Source organism: Pantoea stewartii (genome assembly GCF_011044475.1).
Lineage (GTDB): Bacteria > Pseudomonadota > Gammaproteobacteria > Enterobacterales > Enterobacteriaceae > Pantoea > Pantoea stewartii.
This window is the reverse complement of sequence record NZ_CP049115.1, coordinates 3,392,048-3,406,296: the sequence shown is the minus strand read 5'-3', so window position 1 is coordinate 3,406,296 and position 14,249 is coordinate 3,392,048. Positions and strand designations below refer to the sequence as shown.

Sequence of the window (14,249 nt, the reverse complement as noted above, 5' to 3'; positions counted from 1 at the left end):
CGCTTCCGGCAAAATTTTGTCAAGCGATTATTTTATCGTCAGCGGTCAGGGAAAATACTGTATTCGCTGCGCGTAACTGTGTTACTGATAGCCGATTCCGGGCAAGATGGCAGATGATATGAGTAAAAAACGGGTGTTGTTATCCGACGTCGCAGCGCTGGCCGGGCTGTCAAAAGCGACCGTATCCCGCTATATGAATCAAAGCATTATGCTGCCGCAGGAAACCATCGACCGGATTGAAGCAGCGATTCGTCAACTGGATTATCGCGGTAACAGCCTGGCACGCCGTCTGAGCAAGGGCGGCAGCGAAACCTTAGGGCTGGTCTTGCCCGATATTACCAACCCCTTCTTTGCCGAACTGGCCGATGCCGCCGAAGAAGCCGCCTCGGCCCACGGCTACAGCCTGGTGCTGTGCCTCACCCGCAACCATCCTGACAAAGAGAGCCAGTTTATTCGCTGGCTGGATACCTGCCAGGTGGATGGCCTGCTGTTTACCACTAACCATCCTGATAACGGCCTGTTACGCAAAGAAATTAACCGCCACCAGCGCATCGTACTGCTGGATGAAGACATTCCCGGCAGCGTGGTGCCCAAGGTCTTTGCCGATAACGTGCAGGGCGGCCGGATTGCCACCGAAAACCTGATCGCCGCCGGTCACCGCCATATCGCCTTTGTCGGCGGGCCGGATGAGCTGATGAGTGTGCGCGAACGCTATCAGGGCTTTTGCACCGCGATGACGCAGGCGGGCCTGCACGTGCCGCCCGAATGGGTGATGTACGGCGAATACCAGCGTGAATTCGGTGAGCAGGCGCTGGAAAGGCTGTTCAGCCGCGATGAGCGCCCTACCGCTGTCTTTGCCGCCAGTGATTATCTGGTGCTGGGACTGCTGGATGGCCTGCGCGCACGCGGACTCACAGCCCCTGAGGCGCTGTCGCTGGTGGGCTTTGATGACGCGATCTATGCCGACTTTACCCAACCGCGCATTTCTACCATCCGCCAGCCCGCGCGGGAACTGGGCCGCACAGCGGTTCACATCATGTTGCGCATTCTGAATGACGACCTCGCCGTGCCCGCCGAAACCCGCTTGCCAGTGGAATGGGTGGCGCGCGATTCAATACAAATGTGTTAACAACGTCCCAAAATGGCGCAAAAGCGCACAGTTTTAGCGCAAATAACGCGCTTTTAATTTCACAGCGTTATAGTGAGTAAACCGGTTTACCTGAAATTAACATTTAAATGTTTTTCATTACAAAAGGTTAGACCGTGAATGTCGCGCCTGTTCCCAGGCTGGCACGGAAGCTGCAATGTCGTACCCGGCAAACAAATATCGTTGTAGCGCGTTGTTCTGTGTGTCATGACAAAGGGTTTATCTTGCAGGTAAACCGGTTTACAAGGGTGTAAACCGTGCCGGATAACCTCTTTTTACCCGCAGAACAACTTTCCCGTTAGCGGTGATGGGAGTGATCACATGCAGCAAATACAACCTGCCCCGGCACGGGTAGAAATGGTGAATATTACCAAGACTTACGGCGCGATACGGTCCCTGCGCGGCGTCAATCTGCAACTGGCCCCGGGCGAAGTGCTGGGCCTGGTGGGCGACAACGGCGCGGGTAAATCCACGCTGACCAAAGTGCTGTCTGGCGCAGTCGTGCCCACCAGCGGCACGATTCGTATCGATGGTGAAGACCAGCATTTCAGTAACCCGGCGGATTCCCGCCGCTGCCATATCGAGATGGTGTATCAGGACCTGTCGCTGTGCGACACCGTCGATGTGGCGGGCAACCTGTTTATGGGACGTGAGCCGATGAAGTCGATTCTCGGCATTCCGTTTCTGGACGAAGAAAAAATGCACGCAGATGCGCGGGAAATGCTGAAAGGCCTGGGTATTTCAATCCCCGACACGCGCTTACTGGTGCGCAATCTCTCCGGCGGTCAGCGCCAGGCGATTGCCATTGCGCGCGCCGCCGCCTTCGATCCCAAAGTGCTGATTATGGATGAACCCACCGCCGCGCTGGCCGTCGCCGAAGTCGAGGCGGTGCTGGAGTTGATCCGTCGGGTCTCAGCGCGTGGCGTGAGCGTCATACTGATCACCCATCGCTTACAGGATCTGTTCCTGGTGTGCGATCGCATCATGGTGATGTACGAGGGCACCAACGTAGCGGAGCGCCGCGTGGCCGACACGGATCTGACCGAGATCGTCAATTTGATCGTGGGTGAGAAGTTTGTCGCCCGCTCGGCCGCCGCGCACTGAGCGAGGTAACAGGATGACTATTATGAATCTGAGCAGTTCCCGTATGGCGCAACACTCGTTGCCGCGCCGCCTGCTGCACAACCACTCTGGCGTGGTGAGCATCGCGCTGTTTTTTGTGTTCTGCTGCGTGGTGTTCTCCCTGATCACCGGCAACTTTCTCAGCAGTGCTAACTGGCTGAATATCATTCGCCAGAGCGCGCCGCTGCTGATCGTCGCCACGGCGATGACGCTGGTGATCACCACGGGCGGCATCGATCTTTCCGTAGGATCGACGCTGGCGCTGGTCGGCGCGTTGTCGGCTATCGCGCTGAATAACTGGGGCCTGCCCTGGCCGGTGGTGTTGCTGGGTGGCCTGCTGCTGGGGGCGCTGGTGGGGGCCATCAACGGCTTCTTTATCGCCTATGAAGGCATTCCGGCCTTTATCGTCACGCTGGCGACGCTGGCGGTGGTGCGCGGCGTGGCGCTGCTGATTACGCAGGGCTATTCCATTCCCATCCCTGCCGACAGCCCGTTCGCTTTTATGGGCCGCGCCTGGGTACTGGGCGTGCCGATGCCCGCGCTGATCGGCATCGTAGTGCTGATCGTCGGCCATATCGTGCTGAATCATATGCGCTTTGGTCGCTATGTCACGGCGATCGGCGCGAATGCGGAAGGCGCGCGCCGGAGCGGCATTAACACCAAAGCCGTGACCATGAAGGTCTACATCATCAGCGGCATGGCGGCGGCGCTGGCGGGCATGATCATCACTGCGCGTCTGGGCAGCGGCTCCTCCAACCAGGGCGAAGGCTTCGAGTTACAGGTTATCGCTGCGGTGGTGCTGGGCAGTACCAGCCTGTTCGGTGGTTTCGGTACCGTTATCGGCACGCTGCTCGGCGCGCTGTCGATTGCCATCATCCAGAACGGCCTGATTTTGTCGCACATCTCCCCGTTTTATACGCAGATCGCCACCGGTACGATTATTTTGCTGGCCATCTGGCTGAACACCCGCATTCTCAACCCGACGCGATCGGCGGCGAAAGGATAGCTGATGAAACATTCTATTTTTCGCCATCCCGATCCGCTGCCGCTGGGCATCAACAGCGGCTATGTGATGACCGTACTCGGTCCGCTGCCGGTGAGTGAAATGGGCGTGACGCTGATGCACGAACATATTCTGCTGGATGCCTCCGGCAAGTGGGTGCCGCCCTGCTGCTGTGGCGATCGTCACCTGGCGGAAATGCCGGTCAGCATCGAAAACCTTGGCGAGCTGTCGCTTAACCCGCTGATCAGTCGCGATAACTGTCAGTTGTTTGATGTGGATTTGGCGATTGAAGAGCTGATGAAGTTTCGGGCACTGGGCGGCGAGACGGTGGTGGATCCCACCAATATCGGCATTGGCCGTGACCCGAAAGCGCTGCAGCGCATCGCGCGCCTGACCGGGCTGAACATCATTATGAGCACCGGGCTGTATCTGGAGCCATCTCATCCGGACTGGGTCAAAACGATCAGCATCGAAGCGCTCGCTGACAAGCTGATTTACGACCTGGGCGGCCGGGAAGAGAAACCCGAGGTGCTGGCCGGTTTGATCGGCGAAATCGGCGTCTCCAGCCGCTTTACTCCCAACGAGGAGAAATCCCTGCGGGCCGCGGGCCGCGCCAGTGCCGCGACACGGGTGCCGGTTGAGGTGCATCTGCCCGGCTGGGAGCGATTAGGCCATCGGGTGCTGGATATTCTGGAAGAAGAAGGCGCTGACCTGCGTCACGTGGTGCTGTGCCATATGAACCCCAGCTTTGCCGATAAGCGCTACCAGCGCGACCTGGCGCAGCGCGGCGCCTTTCTGGAATACGACATGATCGGCATGAGCTATTACTACGCCGATGAGTCCGCGCAGTCACCGTCTGATGAAGAGAATGCCCGCGCCATTCGCGAGCTGATCGATGACGGCTTTATCGAACAGATTTTGTTATCGCAGGACGTGTTCCTGAAAACCATGCTGACCCGCTACGGCGGTCACGGCTATGGCTACATCCTTAAACATTTTGTCCCGCGCCTGAAACGCCACGGCGTCAGCGGCGAACAACTTGAAACCTTACTGATTGCTAACCCACAGCGCGTTTTTGGTGGGTAAGGGAGAAGCGTAATGCAGAAGAAAATTTTACTGGTCGGGGAATCCTGGACCAGCACATCCGTTCACGTCAAAGGCTTCGATCAGTTTGCCACCGCGACCTGGCACAATGGCGCGACCGACTTTATGGCGGCGCTGGCCGACAGTGATTATGCCATTACCTACATGCCCGCCCATGCCGCCGCGACTGAGTTTCCGCTGACGCCTGCCGGGCTTCAGCAGTGGGACGCGATTATTCTGTCCGACATCGGCGCCAATACGTTGCTGCTGCACCCGGATACCTGGCTGAAGAGCCAGCGCACGGCAAACCGCCTGACGCTGATCCACGACTACGTGGCGGCGGGCGGCGCGCTGATGATGATTGGCGGCTACTTCAGTTTTCAGGGCATCAACGGCGGCGCGCGCTATCGCAACACGGCGGTCGAGAAGGTGTTGCCGGTGCGCTGCCTGGCCTGGGATGACCGCATCGAAACGCCCGAAGGGGCCTATCCCAGCGTGACCGAATCTCACGCGCTGTTTACCGATATGCCGGGCGACTGGCCATGGTTACTGGGCTATAACGAAGTGGAAATGCACCCGGAAGGTAAACTGCTGGCGACCATTGCCGGAACGTCACATCCGCTGCTGGCGGTGCGCGAATATCAGCAGGGCCGCTCGCTGGTCTGGACGAGTGATATGTCTGCCCACTGGCTGCCGCAGGAATTTGCTCAGTGGCCGGGTTATCGCCAGCTGTGGATCAACTGCCTGGACTGGTTAACGGTGCGCGGCTGATGAGCGAGAGCCAGACACTGGCGCAGCAGCTGTTGCGCTTTGACACCATTAATCCGCCGGGCAACGAAGCAGCCTGCATGCACTTTCTGGCGGACTGGCTGGCGGAACGGGGCTTTGACGTCACCCTGTCCACCTTCGGCGAAAACCGCCTGAACCTGATGGCCAGCCTGCCTGGCAGCCAGCCCGGACCGCAGCTGGGATTTACCGGCCATCTGGATACGGTTCCGCTCGGCAATGCCGACTGGCAGCACGACCCGTTCGGTGAAATCGTCGGGGATAAACTGTATGGGCGCGGTTCGAGTGATATGAAGGCCGCCGTTGCAGCCTTTGCCGTCGCCTGCGTTACGCACCAGCAGGCGATTCGACAGGGTTCCGGCGTGGTGATGTTGATTACCGGCGGCGAAGAAACAGGCTGCGATGGTGCGCGGGCGCTGATCGACAGCGCTGACCTTCCCGAAGTGGGCGCGTTGATCGTCGGCGAGCCCACCGCCAACTATCCGGTTATCGGCCATAAAGGCGCACTCTGGCTGCGCTGTGAAACCCGGGGCAAAACGGCCCACGGCGCGATGCCGGAGCTGGGTATCAATGCCATTTATCTGGCGGCGGACGCGCTGGGCAAAATTCAGCATTTCTCACCCGGCGCGCCGCATCCGCTGATGAAGCAGCCGACCCTCAATGTCGGCCGCATCGTGGGCGGCCTGAACATTAACTCCGTGCCCGATCGCACGCAGTTTGACGTGGATATCCGCAGCGCCCCCAATCTGCAGCACGCCACCATTCGTCAGCAGCTCACGACGTTACTGGGCGACAGCGTAACGGTGACCACGCTGGTGGATCTGCCCGCGGTGCTGAGCGAAGACAATCAGGCCTGGATTCAGTCGGTTTATCAGCACTGCCAGCCGTTACATGATGCCCCGCTGACACCGCGCATTGTGCCCTACTTCACCGATGCGTCCTTGCTGCTGCCCGCGCTGGGCAATCCGCCCTGTATTATCCTCGGCCCCGGCGAGCCGTCGATGGCGCACCAGACCGATGAATACTGTCTGCTGAGCCGGTTAGCGGAAGCGGAGGTGCTGTATGGTGCGTTGATTCACGACTGGATGACGTGATGAAGAGATGATGCATGCGCGGAGCGGCGTCAGCCCCGCTTTCCTGAGGCTTAATCTTTTCCTGCACGGCGGTTTTTTTTCACTTCAAACCTTTCCGCCTTTACGCTGCGCCGACACGGCCTGATATCGACGTAAAAGCGATCAGGGATTTCCCCTCTATAATGATTGCGGTGTTTCAGGCCAGAGAGAACATGATGAGACGGCGAGCATGCGTGATAAAGCGTTATGTGTCTGCGTATCCCGATCCCCTTTTCGTGGAGGCAGGCGACGTTGCGGTGGTCAGCCACTGTGATCTGGCATGGCGAGGCTGGCTGTGGATAATTTTGCCCGGTGGAAAAGCAGGCTGGGCACCTCAGCAATACTTTTCGCTACGTAGTCCAAATCAGGTTATCTGTCGGCAAACCTACAGTGCGCAGGAACTGACGGTCAGTCCCGGTGAGCAGGTGAGCGTAACGACATCGCTGAACGACTGGTACTGGGCTGAACGCGCATCGGGCGAGTGCGGCTGGGTGCCTGGGGAATGCATCAGGCTGTTGGATGACTGACCGATGCGTAGTAGCTGCAAACAAAAAGGCCGCCCGAAAGGCGGCCTTTTTCACGGCAGACGCTTAACGCCGTTTCACCAGCATAAACAGACTGATGGCAAAGAAGACGAAGCTTGGCAGTATCGCGCCGAAAATCGGCGGCAGGCCGTAGACCAGGCTGAGCGGGCCGAAAATCTGGTCCAGCACATAGAACAGAAAGCCGAAGCTGATGCCGGTCACCACGCGAACGCCCATTGAAACGCTGCGCAGGGGGCCGAAGATAAACGACAGCGCCATCAGCATCATCACCGCAACTGACAGCGGCTGGAAGATCTTGCTCCACATGTTCAGGCGGTAACGACCCGATTCCTGGCCGCTCTGCTTCAGGTATTTACTGTAATCGTAAAGGCCGCTAATTGAGAGCGCATCCGGATCCAGCGCCACCACGCCAAGCTTGTCAGGCGTCAGGTTTGTTTTCCACTCGCCGCCCAGGCTTTGTGAGCCGGTAATTTGTTTGGGATCGGTGAGGTTCGATTCATCCACCTGCGACAGCACCCACAGCTTTTTGTCTTTATCCCATTTGGCCGAGGCCGCGTAGCGAACATTCTCTAAGCGGCGCGCGTCGTTGAAGTTATAAATACTGACGCCATCGATCTCATCGTCGCCTTTAATGCGCTCAATGTAGATAAAGCTGTTGCCGTCTTTTGCCCACAGGCCGTTTTGTGTTGAAACCAGCGCGCCGCCGTAGAGCTGCTGCGCGCGGAAATTACGCGCCATCTGCTCGCCCTGCGGGGCAACGAACTCGCCGATAGCCATGGTCAACAGGACCAGCGGAATCGCCGTTTTCATCACCGACAGCGCCACCTGCATGCGGGTAAAACCCGCCGCCTGCATCACGACCAGCTCACTGCGCTGCGCCAGCGTTCCCAGTCCCAGCAATGCGCCTAACAGGGCGGCCATCGGGAAGAAGATTTCGATATCTTTTGGCACGCTCAGCAAGGTGTAGTAGCCCGCATCCAGCGCGCTGTATGCACCCTGACCGGTCTTACGCAACTGATCGACGAACTTGATGATGCCGGACAGCGAGACCAGCATAAACAGCGTGAGCAGAATGGTATTAAAGATGGTTTTACCAATGTAGCGATCAAGAACGCGAAACATCAGATCGATCCTCCGCGTGAAAAGCGCGCGCGAATCCGGCGCGCAGGCACCGTATCCCACAGGTTAAGCACAATCGCTAACGCCAGGTAGCTGAGGTTAACCACCCACATCCAGATGGCCGGATCCAGGCGGCCTTTGGCTCCACTTGAACGCAACGAACTCTGCAGCAGGAAGAAGATCAGGTACAGCAGCATGGCGGGCAGCATGGACAGTACGCGCCCCTGACGTGGATTGACTACGCTGAGTGGTACCACCATCAGGGCCATCACCAGCACAGAGAACACCAGCGTCAGACGCCAGTGAAACTCGGCCTTAAATTCCGGCGTGTTGTTAGCGTAGAGCGTACTCAGGGGAGCCTGATCCACATCGTTAGGATCCAGCGTCGCCTGTTTATAGCCTATATAGGCCTGGTAGTTGGTGAAATCCGTAATGCGGAAATCACGTAACAACGCTGTGCCCTCAAAGCGAGTACCTTTATCCAGGGTGACGATCTGCGAACCGTCTTTTTCCTGTTGCATATGGCCGCTGTCGGCCAGCACGACGGACGGGCGGGCATTGCCTTTTGGCCGTAGCTGCGCCAGGAAGACATGGCCGAAATGGTTGCCTTTTACGTCTTCCACGAACAACACATTATTGCCGTCGCTGGAGGTCTGGAACTGCCCGGCCGCCATGGCCGCTGCGCCGGGGTTGGCCTTGGCGTTTTGCGTAACCTGATCCTGATAACGTGACGACCAGGGGCCGAGCCAGATGACGTTAATCGCGGCCACAATCGACGTGAACAGCATCAGAATCATCGCCGCTTTAACCAGCACCGCTTTGCTCAGCCCGCAGGCGTGCATCACGGTGATTTCACTTTCCGTATACAGCCTTCCCAGCGTCATTAAAATCGCCAGAAACAGGCTAAGGGGCAGAATAAGTTGCGCCATTTCAGGCACACCGAGTCCTAACAGCGTCAGAACAAGGTTTGTCGGCACTTCGCCATCCACCGCAGCCCCTAAAATCCTGACCAACTTCTGGCAGAAGAAGATCAACAACAGGATAAACAGGATAGCCAGCTGGCTTTTGAGCGTTTCCCGAACCAGATATCTAATAATGATCACGCTTAATACGCCTGTGAAAACTTGTCTTTTTGCAGGAAAATCGCTAATTTCAACGCTTATTAGCCATTTTTCTTCATAAATGGCCGAAGCCAGCGCTAAAAATGTATACGAATTGCATGTGGGTGGTGAAAAAACAACACGTTGTCACCCTGATTCATTACGACCGTCGACAGCATGCTAGCATGTTGCACCGATTAATAAATGAGTCATGAATGCGCTACATTCTAGCGGCAGCTACGGCTGTTGTCTTTAAGATTCAGGAGAGTGCATGGAGTTCAGTGTAAAAAGCGGTAGTCCGGAAAAACAGCGCAGTGCATGCATTGTAGTTGGTGTTTTCGAACCGCGCCGTCTGTCACCGATTGCCGAGCAGCTGGATAAAATCAGCGATGGCTATATCAGCGCCCTGCTGCGCCGCGGTGAGCTGGAAGGTAAAGTGGGTCAGACGCTGCTGCTGCATCATGTGCCGAATATCCTGTCAGAACGTATTTTGCTGATTGGCTGCGGCAAAGAGCGCGAGCTGGATGAGCGTCAGTACAAGCAGGTGATTCAGAAAACCATTAACACGCTGAATGACACCGGCTCGATGGAAGCCGTGTGCTTCCTGACCGAACTGCACGTCAAAGGGCGCAACACCTACTGGAAAGTGCGTCAGGCTGTCGAAACCTCTAAAGAGGCGCTGTATAACTTCGACCAGTTGAAGAGCAACAAAGCCGAACCGCGCCGTCCTTTGCGCAAGCTGGTGTTTAACGTGCCGACCCGCCGTGAGTTAACCAGCGGAGAACGGGCGATTCAGCACGGCCTGGCCGTTGCGGCGGGCGTGAAAGCGGCCAAAGATCTGGGCAACATGCCGCCGAATATCTGTAATCCGGCTTACCTGGCTTCTCAGGCGCGTCAGCTTGCGGATGCCTACAGCAAACACATCTCAACCCGCGTGATTGGCGAGCAGCAGATGAAAGAGCTGGGCATGAACGCCTATCTTGCCGTCGGGGCCGGTTCGCACAATGAATCCCTGATGTCGGTGATTGAGTACAAAGGCAACCCGGATACCGATGCACGCCCCATCGTGCTGGTCGGTAAAGGGCTGACCTTCGACTCCGGCGGTATTTCTATTAAGCCTGCGGACAGCATGGATGAAATGAAGTACGACATGTGCGGTGCGGCGTCCGTTTATGGCGTGATGCGCATGGTCGCCGAGCTGAACCTGCCGCTGAACGTCGTGGGCGTACTGGTCGGCTGTGAAAACATGCCGGACGGCAAATCCATGCGCCCGGGCGATGTGCTGACCACCATGTCTGGCCAGACCGTTGAAGTGCTGAATACCGATGCCGAAGGTCGCCTGGTGCTGTGCGATGCCCTGACCTACGTCGAGCGTTTTGATCCGGAAGTGGTCATCGACGTGGCGACGCTGACCGGCGCCTGCGTGATCGCGCTGGGCCATCACGTCAGCGGCCTGCTGTCGAACCACAACCCGCTGGCCCATGAGCTAATCAGCGCGTCAGAACAGTCGGGCGACCGCGCCTGGCGCCTGCCGATGGCCGATGAGTACCAGGAACAGCTGGAATCCAATTTTGCCGATATGGCCAACATCGGTGGCCGTCCGGGCGGCGCGATTACCGCCGCTTGCTTCCTGGCGCGTTTTGCGCGCAAATATAACTGGGCGCACCTGGACATCGCCGGCACCGCGTGGCGCTCCGGCAAGGCCAAAGGGGCCACCGGCCGTCCGGTGCCGATGCTGTCACAGTTCCTGCTGAACCGTGCAGGTCTGAACGGCGACGACTAAACGTCCGGGCAACCGAACCAACCGGGGTGGACGCCATGTCGCCCCGCTTTTCTTTTAGCAGGCAATTCGATGAAAAACGCAACCTTCTACGTGCTGGAAACCGATGCATCCCGCGACGGCTTAACCGCTGTGGAAGCGCTGGTGTGCGATCTGGCGGAAACACGCTGGCGGGCCGGTAAGCGAGTGCTCATCGCCTGTGAAGATGAGCAGCAAGCCATTCGGCTGGATGAGGCGCTCTGGCAGCGCCCTGCCAATGCCTTTGTGCCACATAATCTGGCTGGCGAAGGCCCGCGCTACGGCGCACCGGTCGAGTTGGCCTGGCCGCAGCGTCGGGGCAATTCACCGCGCGACCTGCTGATCAGCCTGCTGCCGCAGTTTGCAGATTTTGCTACTGCTTTCCATGAAGTGATAGACTTCGTTCCTTATGAAGAATCGCTCAAACAGTTAGCGCGCGATCGCTATAAAACCTATCGCAGCGTTGGCTTCCAATTGAATACGGCAACGCCACCACAGCCGCAAACGACATAGCAGAAATGGATAAGACATATAACCCGCAAGATATCGAGCAGCCGCTTTACGAGCACTGGGAAAAGCAGGGCTACTTCAAACCGAATGGCGACACCAGCCAGGAAAGCTTTTGCATCATGATCCCGCCGCCGAACGTCACCGGTAGCTTGCACATGGGTCACGCCTTCCAGCAAACCATTATGGATACCATGATTCGCTACCAGCGCATGCAGGGCAAAAATACCCTGTGGCAGGCCGGTACCGACCATGCGGGCATCGCCACGCAGATGGTGGTTGAGCGTAAGATCGCCGCAGAAGAAGGCAAAACCCGTCAGGATTACGGTCGTGATGCCTTTATCGACAAAATCTGGCAGTGGAAAGCCGAATCCGGCGGCACCATTACCCGCCAGATGCGCCGCCTGGGCAACTCTGTGGACTGGGAGCGTGAACGCTTCACCATGGATGAAGGCCTGTCCAATGCTGTAAAAGAAGTGTTTGTGCGCCTGTACAAAGAGAACCTGATTTACCGCGGCAAGCGCCTGGTGAACTGGGATCCGAAACTGCGCACCGCGATCTCTGACCTGGAAGTGGAAAACCGTGAGAGCAAAGGCTCCATGTGGCACATCCGCTATCCGCTGGCCAACGGCGCCAAAACCGCCGACGGGAAAGATTATCTGGTTGTCGCCACCACGCGTCCGGAAACGCTGCTGGGCGATACCGGCGTGGCCGTGAACCCGGACGATCCGCGTTATAAAGATCTGATCGGCAAGTTTGTCATGCTGCCGCTGGTTGATCGCCTGATCCCGATCGTGGGTGACGAGCACGCGGATATGGAAAAAGGCACCGGCTGCGTGAAAATCACCCCGGCGCACGACTTCAACGACTATGAAGTGGGCCGTCGTCATAAGCTGCCGATGATCAACATCCTGACCTTTGACGGGGATATCCGTGAAAGCGCGCAGGTTTACGATACCAACGGCGAAGCCAGCACTGTCTACAGTGACGCGATCCCGACTGCGTTCCAGAAGATGGAACGGTTTGCGGCGCGTAAAGCCATCGTGGCCGCGGTGGACGAACTGGGCCTGCTGGAAGAGATCAAACCACACGATCTGACCGTTCCTTACGGCGACCGCGGCGGTGTGGTCATCGAGCCGATGCTGACCGACCAGTGGTACGTGCGCACGGCACCGCTGGCAAAAGTGGCCGTTGAAGCCGTTGAGAACGGCGATATTCAGTTTGTACCAAAACAGTACGAGAACATGTACTTCTCCTGGATGCGTGACATTCAGGACTGGTGTATTTCCCGTCAGCTGTGGTGGGGTCACCGCATTCCGGCCTGGTACGATAACGACGGCAACGTATACGTTGGTCGCACCGAAGACGAAGTGCGTAGCGAAAACAACCTGGCCGCCGATGTGGCGCTGCGCCAGGACGATGACGTACTGGATACCTGGTTCTCTTCAGGTCTGTGGACGTTCTCAACGCTGGGCTGGCCGGAAAACACCGAGGCCCTGCGGACCTTCCACCCGACCAGCGTGCTGGTCAGTGGCTTTGACATTATCTTCTTCTGGATTGCCCGCATGATCATGCTGACCATGCACTTCATCAAAGATGAAAACGGCAAACCGCAGGTGCCGTTTAAAACCGTCTATATGACCGGTTTGATCCGCGACGAAGAAGGCCAGAAGATGTCCAAATCCAAGGGCAACGTGATTGACCCGCTGGATATGGTTGACGGCATTTCGCTGGAAGATCTGCTGGAAAAACGCACCGGTAACATGATGCAGCCGCAGCTGGCCGAGAAAATCCGTAAGCGCACCGAGAAACAGTTCCCGAACGGTATTGAGCCATCCGGTACCGATGCGCTGCGCTTTACGCTGGCCGCGCTGGCATCAACCGGTCGTGATATCAACTGGGACATGAAGCGCCTGGAAGGTTATCGCAACTTCTGTAATAAGCTGTGGAACGCCAGCCGCTTTGTGCTGATGAACACCGAAGATCAGGATTGTGGTCAGAACGGTGGCGAGATGACGCTGTCGCTGGCCGATCGCTGGATTCTGACCGAGTTCAACCATACGGTGAAAGCCTACCGTGAAGCCCTGGACAGCTATCGCTTCGATATCGCCGCCAACATTCTGTATGACTTCACCTGGAACCAGTTCTGTGACTGGTACCTGGAGCTGACCAAGCCGGTGATGAACAGCGGCAGCGAAGCAGAACTGCGCGGTACGCGCCATACGCTGGTTTATGTACTGGAAGCGCTGCTGCGCCTGGCGCACCCGATCATTCCGTTCATCACGGAAACCATCTGGCAGCGCGTGAAAGGCCTGAAAAATATCAGCGATGACACCATCATGCTGCAGCCGTTCCCGCAGTTTGATGCGGCGAAAGAAGATGCCGACGCCAAAGCCGACATTGAGTGGATGAAGCAGGCGATCATCGCGGTGCGTAACATCCGTGCGGAGATGAACATCGCGCCGAGCAAGCTGCTGGATGTGCTGCTGCGTGACTGCTCGCCGGCGGCCCAGCGCCGCGTTGAGGCCAACCGTAACTTCCTGTCACGCCTGGCGCGTCTGGAAAGCCTGACCATTCTGCCTGCGGGCGAGAAAGGGCCGGTTTCGGTGACCAAAATTGTCGAAGGCGCCGAGCTCCTGATCCCGATGGCGGATCTGGTGGATAAAGCCGCCGAGCTGGAACGTCTGGCGAAAGAGCTGGTGAAACTCGATGTTGAAATCGAGAAGATTCAGACCAAGCTGGCCAACGAAGGCTTTGTGTCCCGTGCCCCGGAAGCGGTCGTCGCCAAAGAGCGTGAACGCGTTGCCGACATGGAACAGTCCAAAGCAAAACTGATTGAACAGCAGGCGGTGATTGCGGCATTGTAATGCGTCGTAGTCCGATAGCTTGAACCTGAAGCCGGGCTTTGCCCGGCTTTTTTATTGCGC

General features: G+C 57.6%; 12 protein-coding genes. 10 read left to right on the top strand and 2 right to left on the bottom strand.

Annotation, left to right across the window (positions count from 1 at the left end; all coding sequences use genetic code 11):
• Positions 1-106: 106 nt before the first annotated feature.
• From G5574_RS16100 to G5574_RS16070, 7 genes are all read left to right on the top strand, one after another.
• A complete protein-coding gene (locus G5574_RS16100) occupies positions 107-1,129 on the top strand; it encodes a LacI family DNA-binding transcriptional regulator (protein ID WP_164482874.1) in 1,023 nt (340 codons plus the stop codon).
• 375 nt (positions 1,130-1,504) lie between these two features.
• Positions 1,505-2,251 carry an ATP-binding cassette domain-containing protein gene (locus G5574_RS16095; RefSeq protein WP_161784123.1) on the top strand — a complete coding sequence of 249 codons (747 nt, stop codon included), beginning with the start codon at positions 1,505-1,507 and terminating at the stop codon, positions 2,249-2,251.
• 22 nt (positions 2,252-2,273) lie between these two features.
• Entirely contained in the window at positions 2,274-3,275 is a 1,002-nt protein-coding gene (locus G5574_RS16090; RefSeq protein WP_161784121.1) for an ABC transporter permease, read from the top strand.
• Positions 3,276-3,278: 3 nt separating this feature from the next.
• Entirely contained in the window at positions 3,279-4,358 is a 1,080-nt protein-coding gene (locus G5574_RS16085; protein WP_033739235.1) for a phosphotriesterase family protein, read from the top strand.
• Between the two features lie 12 nt (positions 4,359-4,370).
• Positions 4,371-5,126: a glutamine amidotransferase gene (locus tag G5574_RS16080; protein WP_033739233.1), complete on the top strand. Its 756-nt coding sequence runs from the start codon at positions 4,371-4,373 to the stop codon at positions 5,124-5,126.
• Positions 5,126-6,235, top strand: coding sequence for a M20 family metallopeptidase (locus G5574_RS16075; RefSeq protein ID WP_133745556.1), 1,110 nt, complete (start codon positions 5,126-5,128; stop codon positions 6,233-6,235). The genes G5574_RS16080 and G5574_RS16075 overlap by 1 nt, the downstream gene beginning before the upstream one ends.
• A gap of 212 nt (positions 6,236-6,447) precedes the next feature.
• Entirely contained in the window at positions 6,448-6,780 is a 333-nt protein-coding gene (locus tag G5574_RS16070; protein WP_243835878.1) for an SH3 domain-containing protein, read from the top strand.
• Positions 6,781-6,843: 63 nt separating this feature from the next.
• Here the strand turns inward: G5574_RS16070 and lptG are convergent, their stop codons facing one another.
• Together lptG and lptF are read right to left on the bottom strand one after the other, a co-directional pair.
• On the bottom strand, positions 6,844-7,920 hold the full coding sequence (gene lptG, locus G5574_RS16065) for an LPS export ABC transporter permease LptG (RefSeq protein ID WP_006121802.1): 1,077 nt from the start codon (positions 7,918-7,920) through the stop codon (positions 6,844-6,846).
• A complete protein-coding gene (gene lptF, locus G5574_RS16060; RefSeq protein WP_033739230.1) occupies positions 7,920-9,020 on the bottom strand; it encodes an LPS export ABC transporter permease LptF in 1,101 nt (366 codons plus the stop codon). The genes lptG and lptF overlap by 1 nt, the downstream gene beginning before the upstream one ends.
• Before the next feature lie 268 nt (positions 9,021-9,288).
• On the opposite strand from lptF, the gene pepA reads away from it, so the two are divergent.
• The 3 genes from pepA (at position 9,289) to G5574_RS16045 (ending at position 14,189) form a co-directional block, all read left to right on the top strand.
• Positions 9,289-10,800: a leucyl aminopeptidase gene (gene pepA / locus G5574_RS16055; protein ID WP_033739229.1), complete on the top strand. Its 1,512-nt coding sequence runs from the start codon at positions 9,289-9,291 to the stop codon at positions 10,798-10,800.
• A gap of 69 nt (positions 10,801-10,869) precedes the next feature.
• Positions 10,870-11,328: a DNA polymerase III subunit chi gene (locus G5574_RS16050; RefSeq protein ID WP_164482873.1), complete on the top strand. Its 459-nt coding sequence runs from the start codon at positions 10,870-10,872 to the stop codon at positions 11,326-11,328.
• 5 nt (positions 11,329-11,333) lie between these two features.
• Positions 11,334-14,189, top strand: coding sequence for a valine--tRNA ligase (locus tag G5574_RS16045; protein WP_164482872.1), 2,856 nt, complete (start codon positions 11,334-11,336; stop codon positions 14,187-14,189).
• Positions 14,190-14,249: the final 60 nt, after the last annotated feature.

What these genes read in the sequence shown, in the direction of transcription:
- pepA (WP_033739229.1), top strand. Translation starts at nt 9,289, where the DNA reads ATGGAGTTCAGTGTAAAAAGCGGTAGTCCGGAAAAACAGCGCAGTGCA.
- G5574_RS16085 (WP_033739235.1), top strand. Translation starts at nt 3,279, where the DNA reads ATGAAACATTCTATTTTTCGCCATCCCGATCCGCTGCCGCTGGGCATC.
- G5574_RS16080 (WP_033739233.1), top strand. Translation starts at nt 4,371, where the DNA reads ATGCAGAAGAAAATTTTACTGGTCGGGGAATCCTGGACCAGCACATCC.
- G5574_RS16090 (WP_161784121.1), top strand. Translation starts at nt 2,274, where the DNA reads ATGAATCTGAGCAGTTCCCGTATGGCGCAACACTCGTTGCCGCGCCGC.
- lptG (WP_006121802.1), bottom strand. Translation starts at nt 7,920, where the DNA reads ATGTTTCGCGTTCTTGATCGCTACATTGGTAAAACCATCTTTAATACC.
- G5574_RS16100 (WP_164482874.1), top strand. Translation starts at nt 107, where the DNA reads ATGGCAGATGATATGAGTAAAAAACGGGTGTTGTTATCCGACGTCGCA.
- G5574_RS16075 (WP_133745556.1), top strand. Translation starts at nt 5,126, where the DNA reads ATGAGCGAGAGCCAGACACTGGCGCAGCAGCTGTTGCGCTTTGACACC.
- G5574_RS16095 (WP_161784123.1), top strand. Translation starts at nt 1,505, where the DNA reads ATGGTGAATATTACCAAGACTTACGGCGCGATACGGTCCCTGCGCGGC.
- G5574_RS16050 (WP_164482873.1), top strand. Translation starts at nt 10,870, where the DNA reads ATGAAAAACGCAACCTTCTACGTGCTGGAAACCGATGCATCCCGCGAC.
- G5574_RS16045 (WP_164482872.1), top strand. Translation starts at nt 11,334, where the DNA reads ATGGATAAGACATATAACCCGCAAGATATCGAGCAGCCGCTTTACGAG.